The 14,632-nt window shown below is 39.9% G+C and carries 14 protein-coding genes; 11 read left to right on the forward strand and 3 right to left on the reverse strand.

The features are described 5' to 3' along the window. Nucleotides 1-69: 69 nt before the first annotated feature. Both KYH19_RS04515 and KYH19_RS04520 read left to right on the forward strand, forming a co-directional pair. Nucleotides 70-468 (forward strand): nuclease A inhibitor family protein, encoded by a 399-nt coding sequence (locus KYH19_RS04515; RefSeq protein ID WP_219077732.1) that lies wholly within the window; start codon nucleotides 70-72, stop codon nucleotides 466-468. Nucleotides 469-505: 37 nt separating this feature from the next. Further along, nucleotides 506-1,879, forward strand: coding sequence for a DNA/RNA non-specific endonuclease (locus KYH19_RS04520; RefSeq protein WP_219077733.1), 1,374 nt, complete (start codon nucleotides 506-508; stop codon nucleotides 1,877-1,879). A 113-nt stretch (nucleotides 1,880-1,992) separates the two neighbouring features. Here the strand turns inward: KYH19_RS04520 and KYH19_RS04525 are convergent, their stop codons facing one another. Genes KYH19_RS04525 through KYH19_RS04535 form a run of 3 tightly spaced genes read right to left on the reverse strand, consistent with a single transcriptional unit; the run spans nucleotide 1,993 to nucleotide 5,825 of the window. After that, a complete protein-coding gene (locus KYH19_RS04525) occupies nucleotides 1,993-3,147 on the reverse strand; it encodes a M23 family metallopeptidase (RefSeq protein WP_219077734.1) in 1,155 nt (384 codons plus the stop codon). A gap of 52 nt (nucleotides 3,148-3,199) precedes the next feature. After that, nucleotides 3,200-3,829 (reverse strand): response regulator transcription factor, encoded by a 630-nt coding sequence (locus KYH19_RS04530; RefSeq protein ID WP_219077735.1) that lies wholly within the window; start codon nucleotides 3,827-3,829, stop codon nucleotides 3,200-3,202. Beyond that, nucleotides 3,822-5,825: an ATP-binding protein gene (locus KYH19_RS04535; RefSeq protein WP_219077736.1), complete on the reverse strand. Its 2,004-nt coding sequence runs from the start codon at nucleotides 5,823-5,825 to the stop codon at nucleotides 3,822-3,824. Before KYH19_RS04535 ends, KYH19_RS04530 begins: the two co-directional genes overlap by 8 nt. Nucleotides 5,826-6,046: 221 nt before the next feature. Here KYH19_RS04535 and KYH19_RS04540 point away from each other — a divergent pair, with 221 nt between their 5' ends. From KYH19_RS04540 to KYH19_RS04580, 9 genes are all read left to right on the forward strand, one after another. Further along, complete coding sequence (locus tag KYH19_RS04540; RefSeq protein WP_219077737.1) at nucleotides 6,047-6,637, forward strand: hypothetical protein; 591 nt, start codon at nucleotides 6,047-6,049, stop codon at nucleotides 6,635-6,637. Then, a complete protein-coding gene (locus KYH19_RS04545) occupies nucleotides 6,615-7,268 on the forward strand; it encodes a carboxypeptidase-like regulatory domain-containing protein (protein WP_219077738.1) in 654 nt (217 codons plus the stop codon). The genes KYH19_RS04540 and KYH19_RS04545 overlap by 23 nt, the downstream gene beginning before the upstream one ends. A gap of 25 nt (nucleotides 7,269-7,293) precedes the next feature. After that, nucleotides 7,294-8,085: a hypothetical protein gene (locus KYH19_RS04550; protein WP_219077739.1), complete on the forward strand. Its 792-nt coding sequence runs from the start codon at nucleotides 7,294-7,296 to the stop codon at nucleotides 8,083-8,085. Between the two features lie 117 nt (nucleotides 8,086-8,202). Further along, on the forward strand, nucleotides 8,203-9,300 hold the full coding sequence (locus tag KYH19_RS04555; protein ID WP_219077740.1) for a serine hydrolase: 1,098 nt from the start codon (nucleotides 8,203-8,205) through the stop codon (nucleotides 9,298-9,300). Between the two features lie 34 nt (nucleotides 9,301-9,334). Further along, nucleotides 9,335-10,336 carry an alpha/beta hydrolase gene (locus KYH19_RS04560; protein ID WP_219077741.1) on the forward strand — a complete coding sequence of 334 codons (1,002 nt, stop codon included), beginning with the start codon at nucleotides 9,335-9,337 and terminating at the stop codon, nucleotides 10,334-10,336. Between the two features lie 174 nt (nucleotides 10,337-10,510). Beyond that, nucleotides 10,511-11,377, forward strand: coding sequence for a subclass B3 metallo-beta-lactamase (gene bla / locus KYH19_RS04565; protein ID WP_219077742.1), 867 nt, complete (start codon nucleotides 10,511-10,513; stop codon nucleotides 11,375-11,377). A 214-nt stretch (nucleotides 11,378-11,591) separates the two neighbouring features. Continuing rightward, on the forward strand, nucleotides 11,592-11,735 hold the full coding sequence (locus KYH19_RS04570) for a hypothetical protein (RefSeq protein WP_165902745.1): 144 nt from the start codon (nucleotides 11,592-11,594) through the stop codon (nucleotides 11,733-11,735). A 256-nt stretch (nucleotides 11,736-11,991) separates the two neighbouring features. Beyond that, nucleotides 11,992-12,624 carry a TetR/AcrR family transcriptional regulator gene (locus KYH19_RS04575; protein ID WP_219077743.1) on the forward strand — a complete coding sequence of 211 codons (633 nt, stop codon included), beginning with the start codon at nucleotides 11,992-11,994 and terminating at the stop codon, nucleotides 12,622-12,624. A 467-nt stretch (nucleotides 12,625-13,091) separates the two neighbouring features. Further along, nucleotides 13,092-14,621 carry a reverse transcriptase family protein gene (locus KYH19_RS04580; RefSeq protein ID WP_219077744.1) on the forward strand — a complete coding sequence of 510 codons (1,530 nt, stop codon included), beginning with the start codon at nucleotides 13,092-13,094 and terminating at the stop codon, nucleotides 14,619-14,621. Nucleotides 14,622-14,632: the final 11 nt, after the last annotated feature.

Below are 14,632 nucleotides of genomic sequence, written 5' to 3' on the forward strand. Positions count from 1 at the left end.
TTAGCATAGTTTGCATGCATATTTAATAATTTAGGAGCTGTAAATAGTAAACATCCCTATTCCATTTGCATGTATAACAATATCCTGGATACAATTACCGAGCTTCTTTCGGGGGTATTGTATTTTACTGAATCAGAAAATCCATTTAAAGTAATTAATTGGGGAAAGATTTTGCCTGATGGCATATTGAATAAAATTGCCGTTCAATATCAAGCTGATCTTTCTAATTTAAAACAACTGGATGCTGATGCATTTTTTCATCACATTGTTTCCAAAGTAGACCCATCAGATGCGCCAATGGTAGAAAATGCCCGAAAAATTAAGGCCATCCAGCTGTTTTTAAATCAAAACCTATCTCATTTGCAGGTTATTCGCATAGAAGGTGCAAGCAGGATTCCTGTCCTGATTATTGGCTATCTATCCGATGGCAGCTGCCTGGCTATAGAAACCTTCGCTATAGAAACTTAGCAATAAAATCTAATTACATAACAAACCAAATTTAAGCATGAAAGCATTAAAAAAATTAAGCTTACTGGCCATATTGTGCCTGGGCCTTGCTGCCTGTAAAAAGGAAAATCAAACCGAACCAGGAGCAAATGTCTTTGAGCAAAAACTAAACACCAAAGCAGTTGTAGCAAGCGAGCAAACTGTAGTTTCAGGTTTTCCGGAGTCTTTCGAATCAGGTACGAAAAGCAGTTACACTACTGCATCCGTAACATTAAGCAGCGGAAGCTGGACCATGAACGATGCTTTAATTGGAAATCAGGCTGCTGATGCAAAAAACGGGAGTCAGTCGGTAAGGATCCGCAATACCGGGATACTGGGCATGAACTTCGACGTAAGCGGCGCTGATGTTGTTACCATTGCACACGCCAAATATGGTACTGACGGCAATAGTACCTGGCAATTGTGGTATTCAACCAACGGAGGCTCGAGCTGGCAGCAAACCGGAAGCACCATCACCAGTAGTGCAGCCAGTTTATCAACCGTCACTTTTAATACGGCAATTTCCGGAAATGTGCGTTTTCAGGTTCGCAAAATCAGTGGCGGTACTAACCGCATCAATATCGATGATTTCAGCATTTCAACAGGTGGCGGAACTACAACACCTCCAACTACCACTCCGGGAGATAACAATAACCTTTTAATGGGTAACCCAAGTAATGCAGTTGCAAACATTTCTTATCCTGAAAATTATTTGATGGAGCGTAGCTATTATACCAGTTCATATAGCAAAAGCAGGGCTACACCTAACTGGGTAAGCTGGCATATCTCGTCTTCAGATCTGGGTTCAACCTCTCGTCAGGACGATTTCCGGGCTGATAATACTTTGCCTTCCGGCTGGTATCAGGTATCTAACAGCAGTTACTCTGGCTCTGGTTTCGATCGTGGCCACAATTGTCCTTCTGCTGATAGAACAGCATCAGTAGTCGCCAACTCTTCTACTTTTTTAATGAGCAACATGATGCCACAGGCACCAAATAATAACCAGGGGCCATGGGCTGACCTTGAAAATTATGCCCGTTCACTGGTTACATCAGGAAATGAAGTTTATATCATATGCGGTTCTTATGGTTCTGGCGGCACAGGTAGTAACGGAGGCATTACCTATACCATTGATAACGGTCGGGTTAATGTTCCATCCAATACCTGGAAAGTAATTGTGGTATTGGCAAACGGTAATGACGATTTAAACCGGATTACTTCATCTACCCGTGTTATTTCGGTAAATATGCCTAATACAAACGGCTTAAATACCAACTGGAAAACATACCGTACAAGTGTTGACGCCATAGAATCAGCAACTGGTTATGATCTTCTATCTAACATTCCTGCTGCAATACAAAACGCATTGGAATCGCGAACAGATAATTTATAAAATACTTCTTTCATTTAAGGTAATGAACGGCAACCCAGTGAATGGGTTGCCGTTTTTGTTTTGAATCCGACTGTTTTATTATTCTTGCAAAATCAATATTATCTTCCTGAGTTTTATTCCCTGAAAGCAACGATTTCTTTCTCTTTAGGCAATTCGTTCTTGCGTTGGTCATTAAAACCTTGTTTAACCCCCAGGCGGTAATGATCAATTAAATAAGGTAATCCTTCTCCCTTAAGTAGCATAGGTGAAGTTGTAACCTCGAAATGCAAATGTGGCTCACGCGCATCCCCTGAATTGCCAATTTTGCCTAGTATTTCTCCTTTACGGACATGATCTCCTGCTTTAACACGTACACTGCCCGGCTGCAAGTGCATATAATGTGCATATTGACCGTTACCGAGATCAATCACTATTTTATTACCGGCAAGTTTCTCGAATGTCAGTGGCACAGCAGGATGAAATTCTTTTCCATGCCCCGGAATATTGTCAGGTAAGCCGTCATTTGCAGCGATTACTTTTCCGTCAGCAACCGCAAATACCTGTTCACTATAACAAAAATAGGAATGTACATCGCGCGGATTGCCGGAAAAGGACAGGCTATCTTTGACCTTTTTCCAGTCAATTGCAAATCTTCTTGAATTAACTGCCTGTCCGTTAAGGATAATAACGCCTCGTCGGTGATGATTATCAACGCTGTTGCCTGGGCCATCGGCTGCGATCCAATCGGTACCTTTTACGGGAGGCCTAAGTGTTTTAAGGTTTGTTTTATGGGTAACCATTACTGCCCCGTCTAAAGAGTCATTCCCTGTGATTATCCGGTGTGTTATTTTCTCAGGAAAAGAAAGGGAACTGTTTAATCTGGCCTCAATAAATACAATGGCGCTCTGACCACCTCCAATGGTTAGATTATCCTTTGAGTCCTCTACACCTAAAATTTTTACCATATTATGCAGTTCTAGCGCATTAAAAGATACTATAGGACTGCTGTTTTCGTTATTTGTATCCCTTAATTCAATACCGCGCAAACTTATAGCCGATGTAGTAAAATTGGTTAAGTACAGCTCATATATCAGAAAAGATTTTTGTCCACTTGGAAAAGAAGTGGGATCGAAAAGTACGTGCATTTCCATCTGTAGTGGAAATGAGAAAGGTTTTGTAGCTGCAGCCTTATTGGAAGGAAGGCTTTGTGCTGCCGATGGTGCATAAGATAAAAAAAAGAGGATTATACATGTTAAGAAAGAAAATGTTTGATTGATAATTTTCATCATAAATCCAGGTGTTAAAAGAGTTGATACCAGATCAATTTGACCAGCCGGAAGTTTATAACAATTGCTGCTGGTGGGCAGCTGCTATCAGTTCGGCGACATTCTTGACTTCAAACTTCTGTATCAGGTTCCTCCGATGGGTATCTACTGTCAGCGGACTTAAAAAGAACTCCTGTGCAATATTCTGACTGGTTTTTCCCTGCGCCAGGAGCGATAGAATTTGCTTTTCCCTTCTGGTAAGCTGTGGTGTATTGCGCAACTGGTTTTTAGTTGGGCGGCTGATAATTTCTACTACTTCCTTACTGTAACAGATATCTCCTTTTACAGCCGCTGCAATACACTGCCGAAGTTCCTCAAGTGAACTGTTCTTGAGGAGATAGCCACTGGCACCGTTCTGTATGGTTTGCATAATAATGCTCCGCTCGGTATGGTTGCTGAGGATGAGTATAGTGGTAGCAGAGAATTGCGCTTTGATCATCTGGCAAAGTTCCATCCCACCAATATCCGGCAGGGTAACATCCAGCAAGATAAGATCTACAGGGTTTCTGCTTAAATAAGAAAGGAGCTGTGCGCCATTTGAAAAGCCGCCTACAATTTCCAGATTGTCTTCATTTTTAAGCAGCGTCTTAAGCCCTTCAATAACAATTGGATGATCATCTACGATAACAGTAAGCAGTTTATTCATCGATATTGGTTTTAAGTTCTATATCTATACTTGTTCCTTCGCCAGGAGCAGAATGCACTTCAAATTTCCCTTGCAGAAAGGCGATTCGGTTCTTGAGATTATCAAGGCCCATTCCTTTTTTATCAGAAAGGGTGTCCATATCAAAGCCCTGGCCATTATCTTCAAAAGTAATAAAAATAGTATTTTCGTTTTGGCTGCATTGCAGTATAAGATTGTCTGCATGGGCATGCTTAATTGCATTTGATATGAGTTCCTGCACGATTCGGTAGATGTTTAGCTGCACATTCATCGCAATATTTTTCTGAATGCCGAACATTTCTGAAGTGATACGTAAACCATCACGCATATAAAATTCGCAAAGGTCTTTTAAAGCGATTTCAAGACCAAACTTCAGTAAAGTCTCAGGTACCATGTTGCGGGCAATGCGGCGCAGTTCCGTAACCGAGGTGTCCAGCTGTCCGATAATGCGGTGAAGGTCTTTATCTCCGGACATGCCGGGCTGTGTATCTGTCCAGCCGGAAAGCCCTATTTTAACTCCTGACAGCATGCCGCCAAGTCCATCGTGAAGATCCCTTGCAACGCGTTCCCTTTCAAGCTCTTCACCTTCAAGCATGGCTTTTGTAATCTTGAGCTGTTGCTTTTTTTCCATTTCGCTAAGCTGTTGCTTGTAATTAATCTCCTTTTGCTGGGCAAGTTTGCGCCGGCTCCGGGCTGTGAGCAGAACGAAAACGAGTAAAAGGAGCAGGAAAAGACATCCCAAGCCAAATATAAGCCTGTACAAGCGGTCATTACGGGAATTAAGCTGTGCCTGCCTGTTCTCTGATTGCAGGGCTTGTATTTTTTGCTGGTTTCTTGCGCTTCTGTATTTTGTCTCCAGCTCATTGATCTTTACTTTTGTCAGGTCGTTGCTGATGCTGTCATTGGTCTGCCTGTATTTGTTCAACCAGTGGTATGCCTCTTTATAATCCCTTAACTTTTCGCTCATTTTCGCCAGTTCCAAATAAATCTCTGCCCTGTCGTTAATTTTGGCGGTCAAAGTTCCTTCCTTAACAATATCCAGTAAGATCTGTCGGGCCTCGGCATATTTTTTCTGCTGCTGATAGATATCATATCTGCGGAAAAAAAATTGTTGGTAGATCTGTTTCTGGTTATACTTTTTAGCTAGCGGAATCCCCCTGTCTATACTCGCAAGTGCCTTATCGTATAATGTTTTAGTGGAATAGTAAAGCGCCTCATTATAATAGTATATCGGATAGTTTAAAGAGGAGGGGTATGGCTTCAGCAGCCGTTGTGCTTTTTGCAGAAGTACCTGGGCTTTGTCGGTTTTGTTGTCATAACAATAGATGCTTACCCCTGAAAGATAGGAAAACAACAGATCGGTAGAACCAGGGTTTTTGGTTTCCAGTAAGGCGATGGCTTTTTCATTATAGGCTGTCGCTTTTGAAAACTGGTAGTTGTTCATCAGAATAGTGGCGAGCTGCGTATAATAGTAAGCGATGCGTGCCGGATCGCCCGTTTTTTCTATAATAGGAATAGCTTTTTCCAGGGTTATTTTAGTCATAAAGCCATAGCCCATTTTGTCTACATTCATCAAGGCATAATTAAACCATGATGCAGCCCGCTTTGCATAGGCAATTTTAGTGTTGAATGGAGAAAGTGCTTCTGCAGCTTTTTTAAAAGCATCGGATGCCTTCGCTTTGTTCCAGTTGAAATAATACTGCCCTTTAGAGAAAAGTGCCAGTGCATTTAAAAATTTATCGTTTTTAGCGGCAGCTGTACCTGCCTCCAGGTAGGCTTTACTCTTTAAGGTGTCTTTATATTTCCAGTATTCTACCAATAGAAAATTGGTGCTCGCTCTTGAGCTATCTGTAATTTTTTTCTGTAGAATGTGCTGCAGGCTGTCCAGATAATGCTGCTCATTAAGGGGAACCTGCTGTTGGCCAACAGATTTAAATGAAACCAAAATACATATCAGGAATAGAAAAAATTTTGTCATGGTTAAAAAAGAAGTTTATTCATTGGCCGTAGATCAGGTTATATTTTGGGTAAGGAAATTTACATCTAAATATCAGACATAATTCCCAACCCATCATCATTTCATCCATTTGTTATGGGAAAATACCTAAAAACCAGTAGAAAAAAAACGGTAAAAACCGGTATTTCTTTTAGTGGCCACATCCAATAGCTTTGCTCTCATACCAAAATTAGCATGAAACTATGAAAACATTACCCTTGAAAGAAGCTTTTTTTTCTAAAGCTAGCATTGTCCGGCAGCACTTAAACAGTGCTTTGGCTATACTATGTTTTATAATCGTCTCCATGTGCCTTTCGGGATGCTCAAAAGATGATAATGGCGGGGGTGAACCCACAGGTGATTATTATTTCCGCGCAAAGATAGGGGAAAAAGAGGTCAATTTCCATAACGTGAATTTTCAGGGAAGTGGTGATGATAACCGGTTCGAACATATTGTGGTTGGAGGTTATGAGAGCTCTTATCCATTATCAGGGCCTATTCCGCCTTCCCTCGACTTTGAGATTTGGAGGCTTGGCGGTAATATCGCCGCAGGAACGTATGTCACCCCTGCTGAAAATAAAATGATCGCCCGTTACGCGATACAAAAAACCGAAGGTACGCTACTGTACAATACTTCATTTTCAGATGATGTCTTCACCCTTAAAATTGAAGCGATCAGCAAGTCGGGCATTAAAGGAGCCTTTTCTGGAACTGTCCGCAACAGCGCAGGAGAGGCAATTGAAATTACCGGTGGTACATTTAATCTTCCTTATGAAACCACTATTAATCCATAAAATGAATATCATGAAGCTAAAAAAATATGTCCTTACACTTTTCTATGTGGTATCAGCAACAGCTGTAGTTTCCGCACAATATAAAGAGCCTGAAAAAAAAGATAAGGTAGAGATCTTCCGTCCGGAGATAGCATTCGACTCCCTGCAGGCAAAAAAAATGCTGGCAAAAGGTACAGGTACGATAAAGGGAGTTGCTTTTACCAAAGCTAAAAACAATATGGGCTTTAAAGCCGGTCAAAGGATTTATGCCAATAAAATCAAAGTAACCCTTTTTCCCGTTACCCCTTATTTTGAGGCCTGGTACCAATTAAGAAAAGACAAGGAAAGCCTTAGAAGGAGGCGCTATGTTTATCTTTCCGACCAGGCCTACAGGTATAGGCTCGAAGCAATTACCAATAGTGATGGAGAATTCACTTTTCCAGAGATGAAGCCGGGAAAATATTTTCTACAGGGGGTTCTTGGCTATACTCATTATGGTACATATAACCAATATACAGGCAGTGGCTACAATGGCTATGGACAGACAGATTATTATCAACAGAAGAACTATTCGGTTGACCATGAAGACAGGATCGAAGAGTTTGTCGAGGTAAAAGAAAACGGCGAAATTGTTAAGGTCAAACTGCATTAATTTCACAAAACAATAAGTCTATACCATGCGAACAGATAAAAAAATTACCGGTGTGCTGCTCACATTAATGTTGATTTCCGGAATTGAGGCGCATGCCCAGCTCGGCGGACTGCTTGACAAAGCAAAAGAGAAAGCCACCAAAGCCATTGAAAAAAAGATTGACAAAAATAGCCTTTCAGAAAAATCCGGAGCTACCATTAACGCGGGCAACAGCAATATCGTGACTGGTGATTCGCTGGTTTTCACTGAAGATTTTTCGGCATTTCAACCGGGAGCCAGTGCCACAAGTTTCAAAACCAATGGAGCGGCTAATGTAGTTACAGCAAGTGGCCAGAAAGGGAAATGGCTAGATTTAAGGGATAAGGCAATCTACAAATTTTCCCGCCAGCTCAATTATCCCCGTCGGTTTACCTTATCTTTTGATATCATCGCGAAGGCAGACCAGATTAAGGACATTGCTCCACTGTCATTTGGTTTTGCAAGCGATAACAGCGTCAGGCAGTATGCAAGCAATATTGGCACCTACGTACAGTTGCATTATTACGATGCCAACCAGGTTAACATAGGTAGCAATAAGCCTGAAAAATTCGTAAATACGACCTTTGATCTTGAACCATGGATTAACCGTCCGCTTCATATTGTCCTCTCGGTTGATGGGGAACGGATGGCTGTATATCTCAACAATATCAAACTTGCTGATACCGTTTTGTTTAGTCCTGCTGCGGCTAAAAACTTTTATATAACAGCACCCTGGGAATATGCTAATGATGCGGGCGTTCTGGTGAGTAACTTTAAGGTTTCAGGATTTAGGAATTAGAGTTAAATATAGCTGCAGTCCGCCCAAATTCATCAATCCATTGATATTTCATTGAAAGAGAAGGCAATCATTGTAACCTCCATTTACTTTTCTGCGTCTTAATCATAAATATCTATTATGACAAAATATAAGTATTCCCTTTGCCGGATTGTTTTTCTGTTTATTCTGATCAGCTCTGCTCTTTCTTTGCACGCACAGCGCCTTGAAAAGGGAATCGACAGTTTGATTTTAAAGGATTTTAAGGATCCAAACGGGCCGGGAGGTGTATTTATGGTTTCCAGAAAGGGAAAGCCAATCTATCAAAAAGCTTTTGGTAAAGCGAACCTGGAATTGGGCGATAATCTGAGCACTGAAAATGTTTTCGAACTGGGATCTATGACTAAACAGTTTACAGCAGTAGCTATTCTTATGCTGGAACAAGCGGGCAAACTTAAAGTAGAAGATCCTGTTCTAAAGTACATTCCGGATTATCCCAATGGAGAGAAAATAACCATACATCATCTTTTAACACACACTTCGGGAATAAAGGATTTTACAAAAATGAAGGCGTTATCGGATATTGCGCAAAAGGAAATGACGCCTAAAATGATGGTTGATTTTTTTAAAAATGAACCTGCCGATTTTGCACCAGGAGAAAAGTTTGAATACAATAATTCAGGATATGTACTTTTAGGTTATCTGATCGAAATCATTTCCGGACTGCGTTATGAAGATTTTATCAAAAATCAAATTTTCGATAAAGTTGGAATGAGCCGGTCATATTATGCAAGCGACAGGAAAGTCATCAATCAAAGGGCCTACGGGTATCACAAAAAAGAATCCGGATATGTTAACAAAACCATGATCAGTTTTAGTGTACCCTTTTCATCGGGTTCATTAATGTCGACAGCAAGTGATATGTTGAAATGGCAAATGGCATTAAACGGTCATCTCCTCCTTGATGCGAAAGAAACAAATAAGGCGTTCAGCAAATACAAATTAAACAATGGAACGGAATATACTTATGGTTACGGCTGGCATATCCGCGATATAAACGGAACCCCAACCCGTGAACATGGAGGCAGCATTTTTGGCTTTAAAACAATGGCGGTGTACATTCCGGGCGAGGATATTTACGTAATAGGACTAAGCAATTGCGACTGTAATTCTCCAACAAAGTTAGTAGGAAATATCGCTGGATTTGTATTAAAGGGCATTAAAGAAAAGCGATGGTAATTGAAAGGCCAAGCGCCATAAAGAGTATTTGATTATGAAGACTTTTCTAAAATGGACCAAACGAATAGGCCTGGGCTTAGTTACTTTGCTAATATTGTTACTCCTGATCGGATTTATTTTTGAAAGAGTGTCAAGGAATGCTGCTGAAAAAATTAAACCTGATGGCCAGTTGGTAGAAGTTGACGATCATCGTCTTCATTATTACAAAAAAGGCAGCGGCGGACCAACCATTGTATTTGAAACGGCATTTGATCCAGCCGGACATCTGCAATGGTATAATATTCAACAAGAATTACCAGCCTCTTATACAAGCATCTCTTATGACAGGGCCGGAATTTTATGGAGTGAGCGAGGCAAAAATCCAAAATCAGGTGAAGAAATGGCTAAAGAATTACATCTTTTGCTGGAAAAAGTCAAAGCCCCAAAACCGTATATTCTTGTCGGCCATTCCTTTGGGGGAACACTAGTCCGGTTTTTTGTTAACAAATACTCCAAAGATGTTGCAGGTGTAATATTTGTAGATAGTCAATGCCCTGATGATGAAAGATATTTATCTCCTGAACTATTTAAAATGGTCAATCAGGGGCTGCCAAGTGGCTTTCTAAAATTCGCAAACACTTTTGGACTTGTCAGACTGATGTTTAAAGGTATGTTTCCCAATAACAAGCAATATGAATATCAAAACACCATAATGCCGGCTTTGCTTTACAAAAGCGCTGATGCAGTGCTGGAAGAGCAGGATCAGATGAGTTCCATCAAAAAAGAAGCATCAAAAATAAAATCTTTTGGCAATATTCCACTTTATGTATTGACCGCCGCTGATGGAAAGCGCTTTGATTCTTCCATTAAGGATCGAAAACTAAAGACAGAAATGCTAAATGCCTGGAATAAAATGCAAAAGGATTTTCTGCTACTTTCCACAGAAAGCAAACAGATTCTGGTGGCGAAGAGTGGCCATTATATTAACCAGGAACAGCCAAAAGCGATCGAAACTGCCATCAATGATATGGTGAATAAAATAGTGCCGCAAAAATAAAACATCATATCTGACCTATTAATTAAGGGGAATAATACAGTTTTCAAGATGCCAACTCTTAAACTATCGCATCGTTTTCAAAAGCCAGGGAGGAGTGAATAGTCAGATTATAATACGCTTGCAGTAATTTACTACATAATTTACACTGAAAATTTATACAACATAATATTATATATGAAAAAAATCCTGTTACTTATCCTGATTTCACACAACTACTGCTTCATGCAGGCACAACAAGTGCATGAACCATCTTCAAAAAATCACCCTGAGTGGTCAAAGCCTTTTCCTCCTTTTCGGGTTGTGGGTAATCTGTATTATGTGGGCACAGCCGATCTGGCTTGTTATCTTATCGCTACGCCAAAAGGAAATATCCTGATCAACACCGGACTGGCATCATCAGAAAAGCTTATTGGGGAAAATATTAAAAAACTGGGTTTTAAACTTTCAGACACCAAAATATTACTGACCACACAAGCACATTTTGATCACCTGGGTGCAATGGCTGCAATCAAGAAAGCCACAGGGGCTAAGTTCATGGTAGATGATGCAGATGCAAAAGTAGCAGCTGATGGTGGCCTTTCGGATTATGACCTGGATGGAAAATTTTGTGTATTTAATCCAGTTAAAGTTGACCGCATCTTGCACAACAATGATACCATCAGGTTAGGAGGAACGGAACTAATCATGCTTCACCACCCTGGGCATACCAAAGGTTCTTGTAGTTTTCTGCTCTCTGTTAATGATCAAAAAAGAAAGTACAGGGTGCTGATAGCCAATTTGCCAACTATAGTTACAGAGAAGAATTTTGCAGACATTCCTGCCTATCCTAATATTGCAAAAGATTATTCCTACACCTTACATAGCATGAAGAACTTAAAATTCGACCTCTGGGTAGCATCACACGGCGTACAGTTTGATCTCCTTCAAAAACATAAACCCGGAGATCCCTATAATCCAGCTGCTTTTATGGATGTTAAAAGCTTTTATGACTATATTGATGAACTGCAGGTAGAATATGATAAAAAAATTGGTAAACGATGATTATTCCAGCTTCCTGAGAGATAAGATGAATAAAGATAGCTAAATTCATCCTCTTACATTTTGCTTTTCCATTTTTCTTTCTGAACTTTTATTTTTTGTTGGATAATAGGCAAGAAATCATGAGACAATTTTGAAACGATTTAAAATTTAGCGCATTGATTCTTCCATTAAGGATCGAAAACTAAAGACAGAAATGCTAAATGCCTGGAATAAAATGCAAAAGGATTTTCTGCTACTTTCCACAGAAAGCAAACAGATCCTGGTGCCGAAGAGTGGCCATTATATCAACCAGGAACAGCCAAAAGCGATCGAAACTGCCATCAATGATATGGTGAATAATATAGTACTGCAAAAATAAGCAGCGATTCGGAACAAAAAGTCATCATGGAATAAGGCTAATGAAGTAGATATCTTTCATTTTATAGCGTACAACACAGAAATCATTTGCGGGTTGCGATAAGGTTATCTATTGAAAATGGTTTGCCTGGCTTCAATATACTTCTATAACGGGGGTATTCTGTATTGGATTTGCGAAAGGCTCAGCTTGTGCGCCTATCCGGCAAAATCTTTGATCATGGCATAAAAAAATGCAAATTGCATGAAATTTGAATCGAATGGCAAGAAAAGTTACGGATGGACCAGTTAGGAACAAGCAGCGAACCAAGGCCAACATAATTGCCGCACTAGGAAAAATCCTGAAAAAAAACGGTTTTTCCGGGCTCAGCATCAGCAGTGTTGCTGATCAGGCAAAGGTAGACAGGCGGCTGATCTATGATTATTTTGGCAGCCTAGAAGGATTGGTAAAGGAATATCTTGATGCCAATGATTATTGGAAAATCAATCCTGAAAATGTTGGGGCCATTGTAGAGGCCAGCAGGGCAGATTCAGGGAAAGCGCTTGCTTACAACGTTTTGGAAGACCAGTTTGACAGTCTGATCAAAAACGAGGAAATGCGCCGCATTATTACCTGGGGGCTTAGCGAAAAGCTGCCTTCACTGAAGGAACTGGACCTGAAGCGGGAAAACATCGGCGATCAGGTGCTGGGTGAAGTATTTGATGGCCATTTTAACAATACAGATAAAAACTTCAGGGCAATGTATGCCATATTGATGGGGGGAGTATATTATCTTACCCTCCATGCCAAGATGCAGGAGAACCCTTTCTGCGGGATAGATTTGCAACAGCCTTCAGGTCAGGAAGAGATCAAGAAGGCACTCAAACAGTTTATCGAGCTGGCCTATACATAATTTAGTTCTTTCACAGCCCAACAGGTACTTTTATTAGTGCAGTATGTGAATTTTGGAAGAATTAATCCGGATGCAATTGTTCTGGATCAATTCACTTTTTTCTTTAAATACCTTAAAATATTGGCAAAAATAAATTTAAAGATAACTTATAAATTAGTTTCAAATTCGGGATATTTATTTCTATATTGCCCGTGGATTTAAAAAATACCTTGCTTTTTCTGAATAAGAAAATGGTGATGTTTCGTCATCGATGAAGTAATATTTGACACTCGGCACTACCTGCAATCTTTATGGGGAGAACACGTACCATACGTACGGTTTCGGTTCCATACTCCCGCGAGTTTAACCGTACGTATGGTACGTGTTCTCTGGAGTTGATTGATATAGTCCTATGAAAATACGAAGGATTTTAAATTCGGGCCCTGTTTTATAAAAAAGACAGGGCTTTTTAACTAAAAAAGCTCCAAATGTCAGAAAAACTGAGCCGACAACAAATCTACGACCGTATTCGGGCTACCTCTAAAGAAAGTTATATTCTTGAAGAAATGCAGCGTCTTGGTTTTTGGGAATCTTCTGATACGCCAGGTTTACCAGAAGTTTTAATTAAACGAGAACTTGTTGCAAACCAAGAGCTGAATAACCTTTTGGCGCAGGATCGTAAATACCAGAATCAAGAAGCCATGCTGAAGGAAATGCGTAAAGCACGCATGAAATTGGCAAAAGAAAAAAGAGAAAAAACCAAGCAAAAAAACAAACAAAAGAAAGAAGATAAGGCTGCAAACTGGGCGAATATTCAACAAAAGCAGATTATTTATTTGGGCGATGGCGTTTCGGGGGGCTTAAATCAAACAGAATCTGATATTGAAACTTTGCAGAAATTTAATCTGCCAGTTTTTAATCAAATTGTTGATTTAGCATCGGCCATTGGCGCAGATTTATCCACTTTAAGATATTTACTTTATCAAAGAAAAGTTTCCCGAATAAATCATTACCACACTTTCGAAATTCCCAAAAAAACAGGTGGGAAAAGGCTCATATCGGCACCAAAATCCAGACTAAAAACTTTACAACTCTGGGTATTGGAGAATATTTTAAACCGTATTGAAATTAATGCCCATGTTCATGGCTTTATTAAAGAACGCTCCATCATCAGCAATGCGCAACCACATCTTGAAAAAGACATTGTTATTAATGTCGATTTAAAGGATTTCTTTCCAAGCATTAGTTACAAGCGTGTAAAGGGGTTATTCAATAAATTGGGTTACTCAGAACAACTTGCCACGGTGTTCGGGCTAATTTGTACCTATGCAGAAACAGAACATGTAGAAATGGATGGCGTACCTTATTACGTGCAAAAAGGAGATCGTGTGCTACCACAGGGTTCTCCTGCCAGTCCGGCAATTAGCAATTTAATCGCTTTTAAACTTGATAAGAAAATTAAAGGATTAGCATCAAAATTCAACTTCATTTATACCCGGTATGCTGACGATTTAAGTTTTTCAACATCGAAAGAAAATGAAAAAAATATTGCCGGTTTATTATTTTTTCTCAAAAAAATTATAGAATCAGAAGGTTTTACCATGCACCCTGCCAAAACGCATATCATGCGAAAAGGTAATCTGCAAAAGGTTACCGGCATTGTTGTAAATGAAAAATTAAATGTTCAGCGAGATCAACTGCGCAAATTTAGAGCACTTCTGCACAATATAGAATCGAACGGATGGAAGGACCAAAAATGGGGGAATGCCAAAAATCTGATTAATGCCGTTGAGGGTTACATCAATTTTGTAAAAATGGTAAATAAGAGTAAGGCTGCTGTTTTTAAAGTTCAGCTTGAAAATATTGTTGCTAAACATGGTTATCCGGTTATCGTTGAAGAGGTTGTAGAAGTTAAAACCGAAACCATTGTGCCTGAAATAGTACCTGAAGTTAAATTAGAGACTCCCATAAAACCATCAAATGATGCCAAACAGTACGATTGGTGGAATATTCTTTAAACGTTTTGCAT

Origin of the sequence: Pedobacter sp. D749 (assembly GCF_019317285.1) — a bacterium.
Lineage (GTDB): Bacteria > Bacteroidota > Bacteroidia > Sphingobacteriales > Sphingobacteriaceae > Pedobacter.

Excerpts from the sequence above, each read along its gene's own strand:
- KYH19_RS04560 (WP_219077741.1), top strand. The coding sequence starts at position 9,335 with ATGAAGACTTTTCTAAAATGGACCAAACGAATAGGCCTGGGCTTAGTT.
- KYH19_RS04540 (WP_219077737.1), top strand. The coding sequence starts at position 6,047 with ATGAAAACATTACCCTTGAAAGAAGCTTTTTTTTCTAAAGCTAGCATT.
- KYH19_RS04535 (WP_219077736.1), bottom strand. The coding sequence starts at position 5,825 with ATGACAAAATTTTTTCTATTCCTGATATGTATTTTGGTTTCATTTAAA.
- KYH19_RS04530 (WP_219077735.1), bottom strand. The coding sequence starts at position 3,829 with ATGAATAAACTGCTTACTGTTATCGTAGATGATCATCCAATTGTTATT.
- KYH19_RS04550 (WP_219077739.1), top strand. The coding sequence starts at position 7,294 with ATGCGAACAGATAAAAAAATTACCGGTGTGCTGCTCACATTAATGTTG.
- bla (WP_219077742.1), top strand. The coding sequence starts at position 10,511 with ATGAAAAAAATCCTGTTACTTATCCTGATTTCACACAACTACTGCTTC.
- KYH19_RS04545 (WP_219077738.1), top strand. The coding sequence starts at position 6,615 with ATGAAACCACTATTAATCCATAAAATGAATATCATGAAGCTAAAAAAA.
- KYH19_RS04570 (WP_165902745.1), top strand. The coding sequence starts at position 11,592 with ATGCAAAAGGATTTTCTGCTACTTTCCACAGAAAGCAAACAGATCCTG.
- KYH19_RS04520 (WP_219077733.1), top strand. The coding sequence starts at position 506 with ATGAAAGCATTAAAAAAATTAAGCTTACTGGCCATATTGTGCCTGGGC.
- KYH19_RS04525 (WP_219077734.1), bottom strand. The coding sequence starts at position 3,147 with ATGATGAAAATTATCAATCAAACATTTTCTTTCTTAACATGTATAATC.
- KYH19_RS04580 (WP_219077744.1), top strand. The coding sequence starts at position 13,092 with ATGTCAGAAAAACTGAGCCGACAACAAATCTACGACCGTATTCGGGCT.
- KYH19_RS04555 (WP_219077740.1), top strand. The coding sequence starts at position 8,203 with ATGACAAAATATAAGTATTCCCTTTGCCGGATTGTTTTTCTGTTTATT.
- KYH19_RS04575 (WP_219077743.1), top strand. The coding sequence starts at position 11,992 with ATGGCAAGAAAAGTTACGGATGGACCAGTTAGGAACAAGCAGCGAACC.
- KYH19_RS04515 (WP_219077732.1), top strand. The coding sequence starts at position 70 with ATGTATAACAATATCCTGGATACAATTACCGAGCTTCTTTCGGGGGTA.